Genomic DNA, 18673 nt, shown 5'->3' on the forward strand with positions numbered 1-18673 from the left:
ACCCGTACCACCCTGGGAGACACACGCATGGCACCCGGTATTCCTGCCGCCATGGAACGGCCGCACTTCATCGGCATCGGCGGCGCCGGAATGTCGGGCATCGCGAAGATCCTCACCCGGCGGGGTGCGAAGGTCGCGGGCAGTGACTCCAAGGAGTCCGCCACGGCCGAGGCGCTGCGCGCGCTGGGGGCGACCGTCCACATCGGGCACGCCGCCGGCCACCTGGCGGACGACGCCACCTGCGTGGTCGTCTCCAGTGCCATCCGCGCCGACAACCCGGAGCTGGTGCGCGCCGGGGAGCTCTCGATCCCCGTCGTGCACCGCTCCGACGCGCTCGCCTCCCTCATGCAGGGGCTGCGGCCCATCGCCGTCGCGGGCACCCACGGCAAGACGACCACCACGTCGATGCTGGCCGTCGCCCTCACCGAGCTGGGCCTCGACCCCTCGTACGCGATCGGCGGCGACCTCGCCGGCCCCGGCACCAACGCCACGCACGGCGAGGGCGCGATCTTCGTGGCCGAGGCCGACGAGAGCGACCGGAGCTTCCAGAAGTACGACCCCGAGGTCGCGATCGTCCTCAACGTCGAGCTGGACCACCACGCGAACTACGCCTCGATGGACGAGATCTACGACTCCTTCGAGACCTTCGCCGGCAAGATCGTCCCCGACGGCACCCTGGTGATCTCCGCCGACCAGTCCGGCGCCGTCGAGCTGACCCGCCGGGTGCGCGACCTGTCCGCCCTCAAGGTCGTCACCTACGGTGAGGCCGAGACCGCGGACGTCCGCGTCCACAAGATCACCCCGCGCGGTCTGACCAGCGAGGTCACGGTCGTCCTGAACGGCAAGTACCTCACCTTCACCGTCTCCGTCCCCGGCCGCCACTACGCGCTGAACGCCGTGGCCGCCCTGGCCGCGGGCGTCGCCCTCGGGATCCCCGCCCACAACCTCGCCTCGGCCCTCGGCAAGTACACCGGGGTCAAGCGACGCCTCCAGCTCAAGGGCGAGGCGGCCGGCGTCCAGGTCATCGACAGCTACGCCCACCACCCGACCGAGATGACGGCCGACCTCGAAGCGATGCGCGGCGCCACCGACGCCCGGATCCTGGTCGTCTTCCAGCCCCACCTCTTCTCCCGCACCCAGGAGCTCGGCACCGAGATGGGCCAGGCCCTGGCGCTGGCCGACGCCTCCGTGGTCCTGGACATCTACCCGGCCCGCGAGGACCCGATCCCCGGCATCACCAGCACCCTGATCATCGACGCCGCGAAGGCCGCCGGCGCCGACGTCACCGCCGTGCACGACAAGGCGACGGTCCCCGAGGTCATCGCGGGAATGGCGAAGCCCGGCGACCTCGTTCTCACCATGGGGGCGGGCGATGTCACGGACCTCGGCCCGCAGATCCTGGACCACCTGTCGAGCTGAGGGAGCCACCGTGCCGTACGACATCGAGAAGCCGGACGAGCAGTGGCGGGAGGAACTGTCCCCCGCCGAGTACGCCGTCCTGCGCAAGGCGGGCACCGAGCCGGCGTTCGTCGGCGAGTACACCGACACCAAGACCACCGGCGTCTACTCCTGCCGCGCCTGTGACGCGGAGCTGTTCCGCTCCGACACGAAGTTCGAGTCGCACTGCGGCTGGCCGTCCTTCTACGACCCGAAGGACACGGACGCGGTCGAACTGATCCAGGACCGCAGCCACGGCATGGTCCGCACCGAGGTCCGCTGCGCCCGCTGCGGCTCGCACCTGGGCCACGTCTTCGAGGGAGAGGGTTACCCCACCCCGACGGACCAGCGGTACTGCATCAACTCGATCTCGCTGCGACTGACGCCCGACGCCTGAGAACCGGCCAGGAAGGGGACTGACGCGGCCCGTCAGTCCCCTTCCGGCGTCTCCGGCTTCAGCAGCGGGTGCACCACACCGGGGAAGACCCGGGCCCGCACGACAGACTCGGCCGAACCGCCCTGGATCACGGTCTCCGCGACACCCCAGGGACGGCCGGGCAGCCGGACGATCAGCGTGTACGAAGCGGGGCAGCCCAGGCACTCGTACCGGTCGACCCACGTCTCCACGTCCGTGGCACTGCCCGGGTAGCGGGCCACGTGCCGGTGCAGCGCGTGGCAGCGCTCGCAACGCTCGCCCGGCTCGCACGTGCCCCCGCAGGGACACGGCACGTCGAGGGACTCGGCCGGGCGCCAGCGCTGCGTGAGGACGGCGTCACGGGTGGCGCCCATGTCCTTCATCGCCTTGAGGTTGCGGGCGGCCACGTTGTACGACTCACCGGTCGCCGCCATCCGGTCGCGGATCACGTCCTTGCGCCCACGGTTCGTCGTCATCTGTTCCTCCTGGGGTTCACGCAGCCCGCCAGGAGCCCACGAGATCGTTGTGCCCCAAAGGTACCCGGCGGACGGTGCCCCCGACGACTCGCGCGTTCAGCCCCGGCGCACCCGCCCCGCGATCCGCCGCCCGATCCGCCCCAGGGTGCCCCGGCCCCGGCGGTTCCAGTCGTGGAAGGCCTCCGCCCGGCCGCTGCTCCCCGAGCGTCCCACGGCCTCCTCCACCGCGGCGACCCCGTCGGCGGAGAGCGTGCGCACGGCGGGGCGCAGCACCTCCTCCAGCAGGGCGTCCGCGGTCCGGCTCCACGCCGCTCCGGCGTGCGGATGAGCGGTCCAGACGGCGAAGCAGTCCGCGGTGTACGCCGGTTCCGCCTTCAGCCGGGAAAGGACACCGGCCTCGCGCGCGGCCCGGTCGTACGCGGCGACGAGATCCGGGTCGCCGCTGTGCACCAGGGCGTACAGCTCGGCCTCCGGCCGGTCCGGCGCGAGCAGCCGTGCGGCGAGCGCCCCGTACGCATGGTCCAGCACCTCCGGTTCCACCGGCTCGGCGCCCTCGCGCAGTGCGCGGGCCCGCTCCGCCCACTCCGGCGCCGCCGCGTCCGACCGGATCTCGCGGGCGAACTCCAGGAGCAGCAGGGCCGCGCGTTCCCGGCCCGCGATCTCCTGCGGGAAGCCGCGCAGCAGGTCGTGGGCGAGCTCCGGCGCCTCCTCGTCGGTGGCGGGCGCGCCGAGCGCCGCGGCCACCAGGTGCGACCAGGTGCCGGCCGTCCGATGGGCGTCCGACGTGGCGGCCTCCAGCAGCAGCCGGCCCTCGCCCGCCGTCATCGTGTCCTTCTCCGCGTTCTCCTCCCACACCAGCCCCACGGCCGTCCGCAGCACCAGCGGCTCCGCGAACGGCGACATCCCGGCGGCCCGGAGCACCCGGTGCACCGCGCCCACCCGGTCCGCCCCGCAGCCGGCCTTGGCCTCCGGCGCCTCGGCGCACATCCGTAGATGCGGCAGCGACTGGGTGCCGGTGAAGGGCAGCGGGACCCGGCCCAGCAGCCGCTCGACGCCCGACGGGTCCTGCGGCGCGATCCGGTCCAGCGCACCGAGCAGGGCCGTACGGACGTCGAACTGCTCATCCATCAGTTCCAGCAGCGCGGGCGCCCAGCCCGGCTCACCGTCCCCGGGCTCCAGCAGCGCGGGCGCGAGCCGGCGGACGACCGCGGGCAGCAGCTCCGCGCAGTCCACGCCGAGCAGCCGGGCCACCCGCAGCAGCTGCACCGTCCTCGCCACGTCGAGACCGACGCCCGCGCCGCTCAGCTCGGTCAGGATCTCCGGGCCCAGCACCGAGGCGACGGCCGCACCCTCGGGACCGCTGAAGGCGGTACGGCCGGGCAGCTCCACGGAGCCGTTGCCGCCGCGGACCGCCTCCGTGACCAGCATCGCGGCCAGCGGTGCCGTGGTCGTCGCGGGGGAGCGGCCGTCGAGTGCGGCGAACAGCCGTCCCGCGGCGTCGAACTCGGGACCGGTGCGGTCGTCGACCCCGGGCGCGGTCAGCGCGTCGACGAGCTGCCGGGTGCGCTTGGCGTCCAGCGCGTAGGGCCGCTCGGCGGCCCAGCCGGCCGCGGCGGCGCGCCCGCCCGTGCCCAGCGTGATGCCCGCGCACAGGGCCGTCACGGCCACCGGCCCCGCGGCGAACGGCTCCCCGGGCAGCTCGGCGGCCTCCCGGAACAGTTCCGGTGCGCGGCTGCGCCAGATCCGGGCGGCCGTCTCCGCCCAGGTGTCGGCCACGGTCCCTTCCGGGCGCGGGCCGGTGCAGGTGTGCACGTGGAAACCGGGGCCCGTCAGCTCGTGCGCGTCCTGCGGCAGCGTTCCGACGATCTGCTGCGGGGCGCGCCGCGGGTGGCGGGCGTACGTGGTGAAGGTCAGCCGTTCGGCGAGTTCGTCGGGCAGCGCGACGCAGGCCAGCGCGATCCACCGGGCCACGTCCGCGCTCTGCCGCTCGACGAGCACGACCCGGCCGTCGCCGTCCTGTCCGTACAGCCGGCGCAGGTCGGCCAGCACACCGGCGAGCCAGGGGCCCCGGGAGACGGCGAAGTCGTTGAGCCCCTCGCGGTCCCGGGCGTGGCCGGTGGCGGGCAGGGCGGCGAGGGGGCCGGGCAGCGTACGGTCCGGTGTCGCGGCGGCCCAGCGGGCGGACCGGCAGGCGGTGATCGGGAGGGCGCCGCCCGGCAGCCGGGTGCCGACGGGGAGATGGACCGCGTGTGCGTGGAAGCCCACGTCGGAGCCGGGCCCGGGCCGGACCGCCACGGTCCTGGCCAGCAGATGGCTGCCGTCGGAGAGGACGCTGTAACTCAACGCCTCGGGCAGCGCGCGCAACGCGGCTTCCGCGAGCCGGGGTTCCGTTCCGGTGGGCGTCCCGTAGGCCAGGAGCGGTCCCGCCTCGGTGAGCACGGACGCGGGTATCGCGGCGTCAACTGCGGTGAAGCGGGCCGGTATCGGTTCGGCCTCGCCGGTGCCGGGACCGTCCCCGCCGGTCGCGGAGGTGTAGTGCAACTGCGCGAGGCTCATGCGTCGGCTCTCTTCGTCCCTGCCGTGAAGGTCCCCCTGCCACCCGCACCCGCCGTCGCGTGGTGGCAGCGCCGTCCCGGCAGAGCGACGACCCCGGCGGGGAGTGGTCCGCAGTCGCTGGGGCGACGCTATCAAGGACTGGGGCCCCCGAGGTCGCGAAGACGGGGCCGGGGCCGGGTGCCCCGCCCCGCCTTCGCGCGCCGGATCAGTTCGGCGTGCGGACGCCCGGTGCGGTGGGCACGGGGATGTCGTCCATCCCCCTGTCCGCCGAACCCGCGGGGGCGTCGGCGCCCACCGGCGTGGTGGTCATCGGCCGGGCGGCGGCGCACCGCTGCTTCTCCGACTCGGACATGGGCCGGTGCGCTGAAGAACGCGGTCCGGTACGGCCCGTGACGGACCGTCGATCACTGCGTGGAGCCGGTAGTCGTCCGTGTTGCCCAGGAACCAGCCCGCCACGCGCTCACGGCTCGGCCGGCTCTCCACCCAGCTCTCCTCGGCGGGCCGGATCCGCTCCACGCTCTCCCGCCGGTCGGTGCTGAACCACTGCCAGGGCCGCTGCCCGCCCTTCGCGGTCAAGTCCTTGGGGAAGAACACGGAGGGCGGACTCGGCAACGACTCCACCGCCGACAGCAACGTGGCCGGCGACGTCGCCCACCTCGAAGGCGTGGCCCGCGTCTCCGCCAACGCCCAGCTCGGTGACGGCACGGACACCCCGTCGCTCTGGCCGGTGACCGTACTTACGGCCGGCAGCGGCATCGCCACCGCGAAGACGGGCCGCTCCAGCTTCGCGTACTGGGCACGGACCCATCCGCGACGGAGGGGGCCGGGGGGTGCACGGCGGCGGCCCCGGCCACGCGAGAGGGCGGCTGGAACGCAACACCGACACACCCCGAACCCCCTGGAACCCCCTCTATTGTTGCGGACTACACGGCACACTCTGGGGGTTGGATGCACAGCGAGGGAACGACCGGTCCCGGTTCGGGCGACGGCTCGGGCACGGTCATCGCGGGCCGCTACCACTTGCAGCGCCGGCTCGGGCGGGGCGGAATGGGTGTGGTCTGGGAGGCCTTCGACTCCAGCCTGGACCGGAAGGTCGCCGTGAAAGGGCTGCTCCATCCCGGCGCCGTTTCCTCCGACGCCCAGTCGGAATGGGTGAGCCGGGCACGCCGTGAGGCGCGGGCCATCGCCCGGATCGGGCACCGGAACGTGGTCGCCGTGCACGACGTGATCGAGGACGGCGATCAGGTCTGGATCGTCATGGAACTGCTCGACCCCCGCTCGCTGGCCGACCTGTTGCAGGAGCGGCAGCAGCTCCCCGTACCGCACGCGGCCCGGATCGGTCTCCAGGTGCTGCGTGGACTGACCGCCGCGCACGAGGCCGGGGTGCTGCACCGCGACATGAAGCCGCACAACGTCCTGTTCCGATCCGACGGACGCGCCCTCCTCACGGACTTCGGGATCGCCACCTTCGAGGGCGCCGTGCAGGTGACCCGGACGCACGAGGTGATCGGCACCGCCCAGTACCTCGCACCCGAACTGCTCACCCGTACCGCCGAACAGCCCCACCCCGCATCGGCGGCGTCCGACCTGTGGGCCCTGGGGGTCACGCTCTACGAGATGGTGGAGGGCAGGCGCCCGTTCAACGGCGGGAGCAGCTACGAGATCTGGATCGCCGTCCGCGACTCCCCGGTGCCTCCCATGCGGTACGCCGGGCCGCTCGCCGCGCTGATCGAGGCGCTGCTGCACAAGGACCCACGGCAGCGCCCGGACGCCGCCGAAGCCGAACGGATGCTCCAGGAGGTCACCCGGGACCTCGTCGCACCCGGGCCCCCGGCCGGCCGCTCGCCCACGGAACCGGCGCGGCACGAACCCGCCCCCGTGCCCGTCGCGACCGCCCCCGCGGAGCCGGTGGGCCGCCCGGCGGCGGCACCGGGTGCGCCCGCACACGCCGGGGTGCCCGCGGCGCCCGAACCGCCCGGCGGGCGGGCCGGGGGCCGGTGGAAGGTTCCGGTCGCCGTTCTCTGCACGGCATTGCTCGTCGGAACCGGATGGTACGTGTGGGGGCGGCCCGACGACTCCGTGAAGCGCGACGCCGCCGCAGCGGACAAGAACACACCGGCACCGAGGTTCAAGGACACGCACGAGGAGCTGTGGTTCGGCGTCAAGGCCGATCAGCCCGGTCTCAGCCAGAAGACCGGAGGCGGGTACGAGGGGTTCGAGGTCGACCTGGCCAAAGAGATCGGCCGCCGGATGGGATACAGCGCGGACCCGCGGAAGAAGGAGATCCGCTTCTACCCCGTGACGTCCGGCACGCGGGCGGCGATGGTGACGACGAAGGGCCGGGTGGACCTCGTCATGGCGACGTACAGCGTCGGCGAGGAGCGGAAGAAGAAGGACGGGGTGGACTTCGCCGGCACGTACTTCAACCCCCTCGGCGCGCTTCTGGTGAAGAAGGACAACTTCAAGGACATCAACAGCCGGCAGGACCTGAAGAACGACAGGAGCGCCGAGGTCTGTACGGCGGCGGGGTCGATGTACGAGAAGTGGATCACGGACGAGGGGATGACCCCGGAGAAGAACTATCCGTCCGGCTACGAGGAATGCGCCAGAGAGGTCACCACCAGGGGCAACAACGTGTACGCGATGGCCACGGACGACGTCATCGTCGCCGGATACGCCAGCAGGTTCCGCAACACGAGGATGGTCGACACCTTCGACGGCGGGGTCGAGGGATACGGCGTGGCGATGGCCCCCGGCCAGAAGGGGCTCAAGACGGAGGTCTGCCGCGCCCTTTCGAAGATCATGGAGAGGCGCGGGGGACGGCCCTCGACGTGGATGGAGCTGTACGACAAGCACCTGAGGCCCCTCATGCCGGACGAGTACAAGGTGGAGGAGCCGGAACTGACGCAGTGCGAAGGACTGTAGGGCGGCCGGGGAGTCCCGAGCCGAGCAGGCGGCGGGCACCCGTGCCTCGGGCTGTCCTGCCCCGGCCGCCGGGTTCCGTTCCCGGCCGGGGAGCGGAATATCCGCGCCGCCTCCCGCGATGTAACGGCTGTCGGAACGACGATCACCGCGGGGCGGACCGCAGCCCATCGCACGGAGGGGACGGGCACCCATGAGCCTTCGCCAGTTCGAGTACGCCCTGGCCGTCGCCGAGGAGGGGTCGGTGACGGCGGCCGCGGAGCGGCTGCGCGTCGCCCAGCCGTCGGTCTCCCAGCAGATCCGCGGCCTGGAGCGGGAGCTCGGCGTGGAGCTGTTCTCCCGCACCCCGACGGGACTCGTGGCCACCGCGGTCGGCCGCGCCTTCCTGCGGGAGGCGGAGGTCGCGGTGAGCGCGGCGCGGAAGGCGAGGGCGACGGCGCGGGCCGGGGCCGACGAGCTGGTCGGCGAGCTGGTGGTCGCGGCACAGATGGGCTTCGGAACGCGGCAGTTGCCGGGTGCGCTGGACGCGCTGCGACGCCGTTTCCCCCGGCTGGAGGTGACCGTCTTCGAGGAGCCGAGCTCCGCGGAGCTGGAGCGGCTGTGCCGCCGGGGCGTGCTGGACCTGGCCCTGATGGCGGCGTGCGAGCAGACCCCCGACGACGCCCACCGCCTCGGCGACGAGGAGTTCGTCGTGGTGCTCGGCCCCGGTGACCGGCGGCTCGCCGCGGACCGGGTCGGCCTGCGCGAGCTGGACGGGGAGGCGTGGGTGAGGTTCGACCGTGACAGCGCGCTCGACGGCGTGCTCCTCGGCGTGCTGCGGGACAACGGCCTCACCCCGTCCACGGCCGCCCGCGTGTCCCAGCCCGCGACGGCCGTCCGCTGGGCCGCCCACGGGCTGGGGGCGGCCCTCGTGCCGGCTTCGGCGGTGCCCCGGGGCCACGAGCACCTCGTCCGCCCGGTGTTCCCGGCCGTGTCCCAGCCCGTCATCGCCGTGCTCCGGCAGGGTGCGGGGCCGGGGGAGACGGCTCTGCTCGATCTGCTGCGCCGGGAAACCTGGACCGCGTCCGCCTCCTTCGCGCCGGTGTCCTGACAGGCCAGGAGGAGCAGACCTCGCTGGGTTCGCGTTTCACCCCTCACTACGCGCCCTCCGCCAGCGGCGACGGGCGCGCGATCACATATTTTCCCAACGGTAGGTGACGGGGCAAGACGACCAAGTGAAGGGAACGAGCCCGGCCTGCACCCCTCTCAGCCTGCCCAAACGTGCAATCGATCACGTCCGTTCCCATCGGCGGCCCATTGCCAGAAGCCGGATAAGTTCCCAAGATTCGGAATAGTCTCCGGCAAGGCACCGGGGGTCGGGCCGCCTGCGGCCGAACGCGGAAGAGGGTGCGAACGTGGAGGCGATGAGGCCGTCGGACGAGGAAGCACACCTTCACGGCGAACCGGTGCGCGAGGGCCCCAGCGGTTTACCCCGGCTCGCGGCCCGGCTGGGCCCGGCACTTGAGAGCGTCGACCGGGCGCTGGAGGGACTCGTCCGGCAGGGGCGGGCGATGAGGCAGGACGGCGCCTGTCCGCCGGTGGCCGCGGTGATACCCGCCGCGGCCCCGCAGCCGCCCTGGCGCGTCATGTCACCGCGCGACAGCCTGCTGCTCCGGGCGCGGCACGAGGTGCTCCACTTCGACGTGCCGCCGTACCTGTCCACCGACAACGGGACCCAACTGGACCAGCTCGCCCAGGGGGTGGTCTACCGGACCGTGTACGGACAGCGGGCCATCGAGTACCCGGGGGCGATGGTCCTCATCGATCAGTGTCTGGAAGCCGGAGAGAAGGCGCGGGTCACTGCCCGGCTTCCGATGAAGATGATGATCGTCGACCGCGAGCGGGCCGTCGTCTCCGCTCCCGCCGAAGTGGCACTGCGGCCCGGCGCCTCCGTCGTCATCACCAACGGCCCCCTGCTGGACGGGCTGATCGAGCTGTTCGAACGAGTCTGGGCCGAGAGCGTGCCCCTGGACCCCACCGGTGCCGCCGTCGGGGCCCAGGAGGGCGAACTGAACCCCGAAGAGACGCGTCTGCTGGCTCTTCTGCTCAGCGGGCTCACCGACGACGCGGTCGCCCGCCACCTGGGGATCGCCCGGCGCACCGTCGTGCGCCGGGCCCGCAGCCTCATGGACCGGGCCGGGGTGGCGACCCGCATGCAACTGGGCTGGCACGCGGCGCGCTGCGGATGGATCGAGGTACCGGGCTGAGGACGGCGGTGACGGACCCCCTTCCGCCCGGGACCCCGTCCGCCGAGGTTCGCAGGTGGCGCAGATGCGACACCGAAGGAACCTCAACACCGGACCTGACGGGCTATAGCCTCCGAATGCGCTGATCATCCGGCCGGATCTCCATGCTTCCAGGGCGTCGTGCCCGGAGTTCGGCGTGCGCCGATTCTCTGCTCCCCACCCAAGGAGACGTACGTGAACAGTCCCTCTCGCGGCAGACGTGGCAGACGGCTGATCGCCGTTGCCACGGTGATCGCTACCGGAGCCCTCATACCCGTGGTCGGCTCCGGTACCATCAGGGCCGAGCTGTGGGACTCTGCCGGCAGCCGCACGGTCGAGACCATCGACTGGGCCTACGGCCTGAAGTAGGGATCGACCGGCGTCACGTTCCCGGCCCCGGACACCTTGTGTCCGGGGCCGGTTCCCTTTCGGGTCAGTGAGCTCGCATTCTTCCCGGGAGCCCGATGGTTGCCATTGTTTTCCGCGCCCCGCAATTCGGTCCGCGTCAACTCCTGGGAAATTCGCCGCCGTCCACCGTGAGAATGTTTCCGGTCACCCAGCTCGCCCGGTCGGAAACAAGGAACAGCACCGCGTCGGCGATGTCATCGGGCCGGCCCACTCGCCCCAACGGCACGCCGCTGTCGTCCGCGCCCGTCCCCGGGACCATGCGCGCCCACTCCTCCCGCGTCGCTTCGCCGCCGGGAGTCTCGGTCCTGCCGGGGCTGACGATGTTGACCCGGATGCCGGACGGTGCCAGCTCCAGGGCCAGCCCCCGGCTGTAGTTCTCCAACGCGGCCTTCGCCGCCGTGTAGTGGAGGAACGGCGGGGGTGTGAACGGGGTCGCTGCCGACGACACGTGCACGATCGCCCCCGAACCCCGCTTCCGCATCCCCGGCGCCAGCAGTGCGTCCAGCCGTACGGAGGCCAGGTAGTTCAGGTCCAGCTGGTTCTGCCACTCCTCGTCCGGGATGTCCGCGGTCTGCCGGAACGGGCCTGCCCCGCCCGCGTTGTTGACCAGGATGTCCACCCCGCCGAGCGTCTTCTGCGCGGCTGCGGCGATGGCCTCCGCCCCGGCGCGTGTCCGCACGTCGGCCTCCATGAAGGTGACGCCCTCCGGCACCGCGTCCGGCGCCGACCGGGCGGTGGTGAGCACCTCGGCGCCCGCGTCGCGGAGTTGGCGCACGATGGCCGCGCCGATTCCACGGGAACCACCTGTGACCAGGGCCCGCTTTCCGGCGAGTTCCCGCGTTCCTGATCCGATTTCCGTCGTGCTCATTGCCGCTGTTCCTCTCGGTGAATTCGTACGCTTCCGCGTTGTTCTGAAGGTACGACCGGGAGAGAACGAGAGGCAAAGACCAAATGTCAGCAGGCGCTATAGGGGATTCCTATAGCGCCTGGAGTTGTGTGCTCAGCCCTGGACCGACCCGGTAGCGACGAATTGGGTCCGGGCGGTGGGTCAGGTGGCGACCTCCGCGCACGCTGCGTGCCGAGGTCAAGCACGGTACGTGCGGAGCGGGACCTCTTGCGCTGAGCCGGTGTCAGGCGTCGAGGACGGCGGCGACGGCTTCGATCTCGACGAGCTGGTCGGTGTAGCCGAGCACGGTGACGCCCATCAGCGTGCTGGGAACGTCGTGGTCGCCGAAAGCCTCCCGGACCACCTTCCAGGCGGTGCCCAGGTCCTCCTGGCGGGAGGAGGCGACGAGTACGCGGGTGCTGATGACGTCCTCCAGGGACGCGCCGGCGTCCTTCAGCGCGGTCCGCATGTTCTCCACGGCTTTCGCGGCCTGGCCCGCGTAGTCCCCGACGGCCGCCGTCGAACCGTCCTCGTTCAACGGGCACGCGCCCGCGAGGAAGATCAGCCGCGCCTCGGCAGGGGCCGTGGCGGCGTAGGCGTACTCGGCGACGTCCGACAGGGCGGCGGAGCGTATGAGGGTGACGGCACGGGGCATGGTCGGTCAGGTCCTCCGGTGTGAGGGGGCAGGGGAATCGGGACCGGCGGGCCGGGGTGTGGTCCCGGCCCGCGCGCGTCCGGCTACTCGAATCGGGCCGGGTCGCCGGCTCCGCGTCGTACGATCTCCAGCTCGCCGCTGGAGAAGTCGATGACGGTGGTCGGCTCCGTGCCGCAGTCGCCGGAGTCGACGACGACGTCCACCTCGTGGTCGAGGCGTTCCTTGATCTCCCAGCCCTGGGTCATCGGCTCGTCCTCTTCGGGCAGGAGCAGGGTGCTGGAGAGCAGCGGCTCGCCGAGTTCCTCCAACAGGGCCTGGACGACGGGGTGGTCGGGGATGCGGACGCCGACGGTCTTCTTCTTCGGGTGCAGCAGCTGGCGCGGCACCTCCTTCGTCGCCGGAAGGATGAAGGTGTACTGGCCCGGCGTCGCGGCCTTGATGGCGCGGAACACGTCGTTGTCGATCTGCACGAACTGCCCGAGCTGGGCGAAGTTCTGGCACATGAGCGTGAAGTGATGACGGTCGTCGAGGTTGCGGATCGCGCGGATGCGGGAGATGCCGTCACGGCTGCCGAGCTGACACCCGAGGGCGTAGCAGGAGTCCGTCGGATACGCGACGAGTGATCCGGAGCGGATGCTTTCGGCCACGTTGGTGATGGTGCGCCGCTGGGGATTTTCGGGGTGTACGTCGAAATACTTCGCCATCCGGCGAGTCTACGGCGGGGGTGGTGAGTGGTACGAGGGGAAAGCGGGTTGTCCTGCCCCTGGGAGGAGCAGGACAACCGTTTCGAGTGGTGGGGCGTCACTCAAACCTTTTCAGCCAGGCGTCCGGCGATGTGCACGTGGCATGTGACATGTAGAGTGCACATGAATTGCATGATGCACACGTGTGGTATATATGTACAAAAGAGGTCGCCCGCCCCGTGGGGAGGCGAGCCCGGCAGTCGAAGGAAGCCTCGCGTGGACATGCCCGTGGACCGGATCGAGTTCGAGACGATGCTGCTCGGGCGGCATATGAGTCTGCTGACCTCGCGAGGCGGCGGGCGGCTCGACCGGAGTGCCTACATCCTCCTCAGTCGCATCCGGGCCCAGGGCCCGATGTCCATCGGGCAGCTCCGGGACGCCTTCGGCCTCGACACATCCACGCTGAACCGGCAGACCGCGGCGATGCTCCGGGTCGGAGTCGTCGAGCGCATCCCCGACCCGGACGGCGGGATCGCCCGGAAGTTCGCCATCACGGCCGAGGGCGAGCACCGGCTGGACAAGGACCGCGCCGAGAACCGGGACGGTCTGCAGCGCGTACTGGCCGAGTGGACCCCGCAGGAGGCGGCCCAGCTCGCGGACTGCCTCGCACGCCTCAACCGCGACATCGAGCGCCTCGACGGACGGCCCTGGCCGAGAGACTGAGCGGGACGGCAGGGATGCGGAACGGGGCCGGGTGCCTTCTCGGCACCCGGCCCCGCCCCTGTGTACCGCGGTCCGGTCAGGACAGCTTGGTGAAGGCCCAGGTCTGGACCGCGGTGGTGGAGGGCGCCTGCTGGGTGAGCGGCGCCCCGTTCGTGGTGGAGGCCGCGGTGAGGAGCAGCCCGCTGGACCTGCTCGTCAGCCGGTAGCCCCCGGCCGCGGGGGTCGCGGTCCAGCGCTGGTTCGCGTCGCCGCTGCACGCCCACTGGTCGATGGCGGCCCCCGCCGCCTTGGAGTTCTGGTAGACCTCCGCGCACAGGCCGCTCGTGACGTTCTTCAGGGTGTACGTGCCGTCGGTGTTGGCCGTGACGTTCCACTTCTGGTTGTCGCCGCCGTTCCAGAGCCAGCCGACCAGTTGGGTGCCCTGGGCCGTGGAGTGCGCCGGTACGTCGATCGCCTGGGTGCCGGCGGAGATCCGGTTGATCCCGGCCGTCGGTCCCGTCGGCTTCACGCAGGTGGTGGACGACTGGTGGGCGCCGCGGTCCGGTACGCAGCCGGCCGCGACCGGGCCGCCGAAGTAGTCGCGTGCACCCGCGTTCGCCACGACCGCGCCGTTGGCCAGGGCGGAGGAGCCCGCCCGCAGCCGGTAGCCGTCGGCGTCCGTGCGTGAGGTGGCCGTGCCGGGGGCCGTCAGCTTCGGGTCCGTCGTCACCTTGTGGGCGTCGGCCGGCTCACCGGCCGGGTGGGTGCCGTAGAAGACGTTCGCGTCGTACCCGAGACCTGCGGCGTTGACGTAACTCGCGTCGGCCGTCGCCACGTGGAAGATGTTGTTGGTGAACGTGGCGTTCGCCGCCGTCGAACCGTTCGAGTTGCTGATGATCTCGACCGGCTTCGAGAGGTAGAAGGTGTTGTTGTGGATCTGCGTGTTCGTCGTCTTGGCGCAGACCATGTCGAAGAGCTGGCCGCCGTCGTTCTGGCTGATGTTGTACCGGACGATGTTGTCGGCGGTCGTCGACCCCGAGCCGTTGCACAGGAGGATGAAGCCACCCTCGTTGTCGTGGCTGTAGTTGTACTGGTAGATGGTGCGGATATTGCCCTCGTCGAGGTCGAGCCCCTGCCCGTCGCAGGTGCTCTTGCCGCCGCTCACCTCGTTGAACTGGTACAGCGTGTCCTGGGTGTTCCATCCCCAGAGGCCGGCCGCGCAGTGCGCGGGCTCGCGCTCGCGGAATCCGTCGACCTTGTTGTATTCGAGGAGCGCGCCCTCGGTGTGATGCGGCACGATCGCGTCGCCACCGATGTCGGAGACGGTGTTCCCGCGGATGACGACCCGTGTCTGAGGGGTCCATGCCCCGCAGGTCGTCCCGCAGTTGGCGTTGGCGAGCTCGGGGCGCTGCATCCACCGGGTCCAGAAATGGATCCCGTAACGGTCCACGGCCCGCACGGTGTTGCCCGTCAGGACGACGTCGTCGAACTTCGTGGGCGTCGTGTTGCCCAGGACCTCGAAGAAGATTCCGGCGCTGGCGTCGTCGTCCTTCTTGGTCTGGTTCCCGTTGACGTCATGGATGTCGAGACCGGTGAGCCGGTAGTAGGTGCCGGTACCCGAGTCGGTCCTGGTGATGTGGACACCGCGACGGGTCGCCGCGGCCGCACCCTTGTTGGAGACGTCCAGGTTGCGGATCTCCCAGTACTGCTGGTCCGCGAGCCGGACGACGTCGGTGACCAGGCCCGCGCCGGCCAGTGCCGGCTTGGCGCCCGTGCCGTACGCGTCGACCACGACCGGCGCTCCGGCCGCGCCCGAGCCCTTGGGGAAGAGCGTCTGGCCGGTGCAGGTCGAACCGCGCTTGAGGAGGATGGAGTCGCCCGGCCGGAAGGTGCGGGAGTTCACCGGAGCCAGTGCGTTCCAGGGTGCGGCCTGGGTTCCGTCGCCCGCGGCTGCGGCACCGCAGTCGACGTAGAAGGACTGCGCGGCGGCCTGCGCTGCTGTGGCGGGGGCCGCGGTCAGAAGGGATGCCAGCGGTAGCGACAGGGCCGAGAGGAGCAGGGTTCGTCTTCCGGTCATGGAACGACTCCATATTCTGAAAACGGACAGCAGACGTCTGATGCCCGCTCACATTAGGGAGCCGGGGTGTCAGTGGTCAAGACCTGTTCATGTCAATCGACGGCCGGTGGCCGGTGCCTCAACGTCCGGATGGCGCAACAGTTTTGACGCCTCCTGCCCCTGGGCGACCCGCGATCATAGGATCGGGACGGCCTTCGGGGGAGACGGGGTGGTCGGTCGTGGCGTGCGCAAGGGCGATACGCGGATACGGAGTACTGGTGCTGGCTCCACTGATGCTGGCGGCCTGTTCCAGCAGCGGTGGAAGTCCGGGCGGCGAGGGGACGAGCGCCTCCGCGACCGGCGGCGTCAGCGCGGAGCCCAGCTCGACACCCGAGGACTCCGGCGGCATCGACGCGGACCCGGCCAGGCTGCCGGCCACCCGCAAGGAAGCCCTCGACCTCATCGGCCGCGTCATCGCGGAACCCTCGACGTTCGGCCCCGGCGTGGTCAAGCGGAGCCCGTACGAGAGTGATCCGGCCACCTGGCCCGTCCTCGGCACCGACTGCGTCTGGCGGCAGGAGAAGCCGGTGAGCAGTGTCCTCGCCACTGTGAGCCGCTCCTTCGAGGTGCCCGCCGCGGGCGGCAAGGGGCCGATGCGGCTCTCCGCCGTCGTCACCGTCCACCGCACGCGCGACGACGCCCGCTGGGAGATGGCCGAATCGGTGGAGGAGACGATGCGCTGTCCCACCCAGCAACTGCGGCAGGGCGAGCTGATCGGGTCGATGATCGCGTCCTCGCTGGGGCAGGAGAAGGGCGTCATGGACAGCGCCGAGGACTTCCTGCTGGAGTCCGGTGAGTATCAGAACGCGGAGCTCGGCGGCGGTCCGTACCCGTACTCCTGGTACCTGTCGCAGAGCCTCCAGTTCACCGTCGCCGTGACCGGCAAGGGGGCCAAGGGCTGGAGCGCAGAGGAGATCGACGTGCTGGCGAACCAGGCCCACGCCACCATGCTGCTGCGGCTCGGGTCCGCAGTCGAGAAACAGAGCTGAGAGAGCGGAGAGCGTGATGGAGAAGCTGCGCCCCTCCGACCCCCCACGGATCGGCGGGCACCGGCTGATCGGGCGGCTCGGCACCGGCGGCATGGGAGTCGTCTACCTCGGCCGTACGGACACCGGGGCCCTGGCCGCGATCAAGGTGATCCTGCCCGAGTACGCCGCCGACGACGCCTTCCGGACCCGCTTCCGGCGCGAGGCCGAGGCCGCCCGGCGGGTGGACAGCCCCTGGGCCGTGCCGGTCACCGGCGCGGACACGGAAGGCGAACAGCCCTGGCTGGCCACCGCGTTCGTGCCCGGTCCCGCACTGTCCGAAGCCGTCGCCCGGTGCGGACCGCTGCCCGCACGCAGCGTCCGGGTGCTCGGCCGTCTGCTCGCCCGAGCCCTGACCGCCGTACACACGGCGGGACTTGTCCACCGAGACGTCAAGCCGGGCAACGTGCTGCTCACCGTCGACGGGCCGCGCCTGATCGACTTCGGGATCGCGCGGGCCGCCGACGCCACGGCGCTCACCGCCACCGACCTCGTCGTCGGCACCCCCGGCTTCCTCTCCCCGGAACAGGCCACCGGAGGCCGCACGGAGGCCGGGCCCGCGAGCGACGTCTTCTCGCTCGGCTGCCTCCTGGCATACGCCGCGACGGGACGCCCTCCGTTCGGCAGCGGGGCCGTCGACGCCCTGCTCTACCGCACCGTCCACGACGAGCCCGACCTCGCGGGGGTCGACGACCCCGAACTCCCCGCGCTGCTCGCTGCCCTGCTGGCCAAGGACCCCGGCGCGCGGCCCACGGCGGCGGACCTCGACACGCTGATCACCGAGGACGCGCCGGACGGCACCGCCGACTGGCTGCCCAGCGACGTCGTGGCGCTGATCGCCGACCGGTCCGCCGCCATGCTGGAGCTGCCCGACATCGACCCGACGCTCGACGAGAACACCCCGCAGCCCGGACCGGGGCGGCGCAAGGTGCTGCTGTTCGCCGGTGCCGGCCTCGTGGTCGCGGCCGGTGGCGGATTCGCCGTACGGGAATGGCTGACCGACGAGACGGAGGGCTCCGCCGCCACGTCCGGCGAGCGGGCCTGGACCATCGGCGTCCAGGCCGACCTCTCGGGTCCGCGGAAGGCCGCAGGGCAGGCTCAGGAACGCGGGGTGCGGCTGGCCGTCGAGCAGTTCAACGCCCGTGAGGACAAGCCCTTCACGCTGACCGTCAAGGCCGTCGACGACGGGGGTGACACCACTCGCGCGGCGAAGGCCGCCGACCGGTTCGCCCGCGACCGCGACGTGCTCGCCGTCGTCGGCCCGACCGGAGACGCCGCCACGGAGGCCGTCCTCGGCGTGTACGACGAGGCGATGCTGCCGCTCATCACCGTGTCCTCGCTCCAGCTCACCTACGCGGCCCGGTCCAGGAAGTCCTTCTTCCAGGCGGCCCCCGCCGACGCCGTACTGGCCCAGCCGATCGTCAGACGACTCGTGCTGCGACCCGACGTCGAACGGCTCGGGGTGCTGCTCGACCGGGCCGGCGGCCAGTCCGCCTACCAGGTCGGCTACCTCACCAATATGGTGACGGGCCAGATCACCACCGGGACCACCTATCCGCGCGTGATCCCGTCCGGAACGCAGGACCTGGCACCCGTGATCAAGGACATGCTCGCGCACGCCAGCGACGCCTTCTTCTACGCCGGTGACGCGGCCGGCGCCGCCCGCACCGCTCGCGCGCTCGCGGCAACTCCCTTCAAGGGGCCCCGGATGGCCATGCACACGGCCATGGACGCGCGCTTCATCGAGGACGCCGGACAGGGCGCCGAACGCTGGGAGTTCACCGCGCCCTACGTCGACCCGTCGGTTCCCGCGGCCAAGAAGTTCGCCGCGGCCCACCGCGCCGCCTTCGGCACCGCGCCCGCGCACTGGGCCGCCGAGGGGTACGACGCGGCCGGGATGGTGATCGCCGCCGTGACCGCCCTCGCCAAGGTGACGGCAGGCCGGCCGAGGCGCCCGTCGCGCAGCGCACTCGTCGCGAAGATCGCCGCGTCCACGTACAAGGGCGTCTCCCGCACGTACGCCTTCGCCGAGGACCACCGGCTCGTGGGCGATGACGCCCACCTGTACGGGGTGCGGAACGGGCGCTACGTCTACCTCGGCGCCGCGCCGAAGGCCGCGGCCTGATCC

General features: G+C 71.7%; 16 protein-coding genes. 9 read left to right on the plus strand and 7 right to left on the minus strand.

Annotation, left to right across the window (positions count from 1 at the left end):
- The first annotated feature begins 27 nt into the window (after positions 1-27).
- Positions 28-1419, plus strand: a complete 1392-nt coding sequence (gene murC, locus OG446_RS30175) for a UDP-N-acetylmuramate--L-alanine ligase (protein ID WP_328896962.1) — start codon at positions 28-30, stop codon at positions 1417-1419.
- Between the two features lie 10 nt (positions 1420-1429).
- The gene (gene msrB, locus OG446_RS30180; RefSeq protein ID WP_148021520.1) at positions 1430-1834 is read left to right on the plus strand and encodes a peptide-methionine (R)-S-oxide reductase MsrB; all 405 of its coding nucleotides are present in this window, start codon (positions 1430-1432) and stop codon (positions 1832-1834) included.
- 32 nt (positions 1835-1866) lie between these two features.
- On the opposite strand, the gene OG446_RS30185 is transcribed toward msrB, so the two are convergent.
- The 3 genes from OG446_RS30185 to OG446_RS30195 all read right to left on the minus strand — a co-directional run bounded on the left by OG446_RS30185 (position 1867) and on the right by OG446_RS30195 (position 5236).
- Positions 1867-2328, minus strand: coding sequence for a hypothetical protein (locus tag OG446_RS30185; RefSeq protein WP_328896963.1), 462 nt, complete (start codon positions 2326-2328; stop codon positions 1867-1869).
- Positions 2329-2424: 96 nt separating this feature from the next.
- Positions 2425-4884: a GTPase-associated protein 1-related protein gene (locus OG446_RS30190; RefSeq protein WP_328896964.1), complete on the minus strand. Its 2460-nt coding sequence runs from the start codon at positions 4882-4884 to the stop codon at positions 2425-2427.
- A gap of 205 nt (positions 4885-5089) precedes the next feature.
- Positions 5090-5236, minus strand: coding sequence for a hypothetical protein (locus OG446_RS30195; protein ID WP_328896965.1), 147 nt, complete (start codon positions 5234-5236; stop codon positions 5090-5092).
- Positions 5237-5832: 596 nt separating this feature from the next.
- Between OG446_RS30195 and OG446_RS30200 the strand changes: the two genes are divergently transcribed.
- The 4 genes from OG446_RS30200 to OG446_RS30215 all read left to right on the plus strand — a co-directional run bounded on the left by OG446_RS30200 (position 5833) and on the right by OG446_RS30215 (position 10439).
- The gene (locus tag OG446_RS30200) at positions 5833-7809 is read left to right on the plus strand and encodes a serine/threonine-protein kinase (protein WP_328896966.1); all 1977 of its coding nucleotides are present in this window, start codon (positions 5833-5835) and stop codon (positions 7807-7809) included.
- Positions 7810-7999: 190 nt separating this feature from the next.
- Positions 8000-8896 carry a LysR family transcriptional regulator gene (locus OG446_RS30205; protein WP_328896967.1) on the plus strand — a complete coding sequence of 299 codons (897 nt, stop codon included), beginning with the start codon at positions 8000-8002 and terminating at the stop codon, positions 8894-8896.
- 313 nt (positions 8897-9209) lie between these two features.
- A complete protein-coding gene (locus OG446_RS30210; RefSeq protein ID WP_328896968.1) occupies positions 9210-10052 on the plus strand; it encodes a helix-turn-helix transcriptional regulator in 843 nt (280 codons plus the stop codon).
- 213 nt (positions 10053-10265) lie between these two features.
- On the plus strand, positions 10266-10439 hold the full coding sequence (locus tag OG446_RS30215; RefSeq protein ID WP_328896969.1) for a hypothetical protein: 174 nt from the start codon (positions 10266-10268) through the stop codon (positions 10437-10439).
- 136 nt (positions 10440-10575) lie between these two features.
- On the opposite strand, the gene OG446_RS30220 is transcribed toward OG446_RS30215, so the two are convergent.
- From OG446_RS30220 to OG446_RS30230, 3 genes are all read right to left on the minus strand, one after another.
- Positions 10576-11346, minus strand: coding sequence for an SDR family oxidoreductase (locus OG446_RS30220; protein ID WP_328896970.1), 771 nt, complete (start codon positions 11344-11346; stop codon positions 10576-10578).
- Between the two features lie 262 nt (positions 11347-11608).
- Entirely contained in the window at positions 11609-12019 is a 411-nt protein-coding gene (locus tag OG446_RS30225) for a RidA family protein (RefSeq protein WP_328896971.1), read from the minus strand.
- Between the two features lie 83 nt (positions 12020-12102).
- Positions 12103-12723 (minus strand): L-threonylcarbamoyladenylate synthase, encoded by a 621-nt coding sequence (locus OG446_RS30230; protein ID WP_328896972.1) that lies wholly within the window; start codon positions 12721-12723, stop codon positions 12103-12105.
- A gap of 255 nt (positions 12724-12978) precedes the next feature.
- Here OG446_RS30230 and OG446_RS30235 point away from each other — a divergent pair, with 255 nt between their 5' ends.
- Positions 12979-13425, plus strand: a complete 447-nt coding sequence (locus tag OG446_RS30235; protein ID WP_328896973.1) for a MarR family winged helix-turn-helix transcriptional regulator — start codon at positions 12979-12981, stop codon at positions 13423-13425.
- Between the two features lie 76 nt (positions 13426-13501).
- On the opposite strand, the gene OG446_RS30240 is transcribed toward OG446_RS30235, so the two are convergent.
- Entirely contained in the window at positions 13502-15481 is a 1980-nt protein-coding gene (locus OG446_RS30240) for an RICIN domain-containing protein (protein ID WP_328896974.1), read from the minus strand.
- 272 nt (positions 15482-15753) lie between these two features.
- Here OG446_RS30240 and OG446_RS30245 point away from each other — a divergent pair, with 272 nt between their 5' ends.
- Together OG446_RS30245 and OG446_RS30250 are read left to right on the plus strand one after the other, a co-directional pair.
- Entirely contained in the window at positions 15754-16509 is a 756-nt protein-coding gene (locus OG446_RS30245; RefSeq protein WP_328898459.1) for a hypothetical protein, read from the plus strand.
- A 16-nt stretch (positions 16510-16525) separates the two neighbouring features.
- The gene (locus OG446_RS30250) at positions 16526-18670 is read left to right on the plus strand and encodes a bifunctional serine/threonine-protein kinase/ABC transporter substrate-binding protein (RefSeq protein WP_328896975.1); all 2145 of its coding nucleotides are present in this window, start codon (positions 16526-16528) and stop codon (positions 18668-18670) included.
- The last annotated feature ends 3 nt before the right edge of the window (positions 18671-18673 follow it).

The sequence above is a fragment of the Streptomyces sp. NBC_00236 genome, from assembly GCF_036195045.1.
GTDB lineage: Bacteria > Actinomycetota > Actinomycetes > Streptomycetales > Streptomycetaceae > Streptomyces.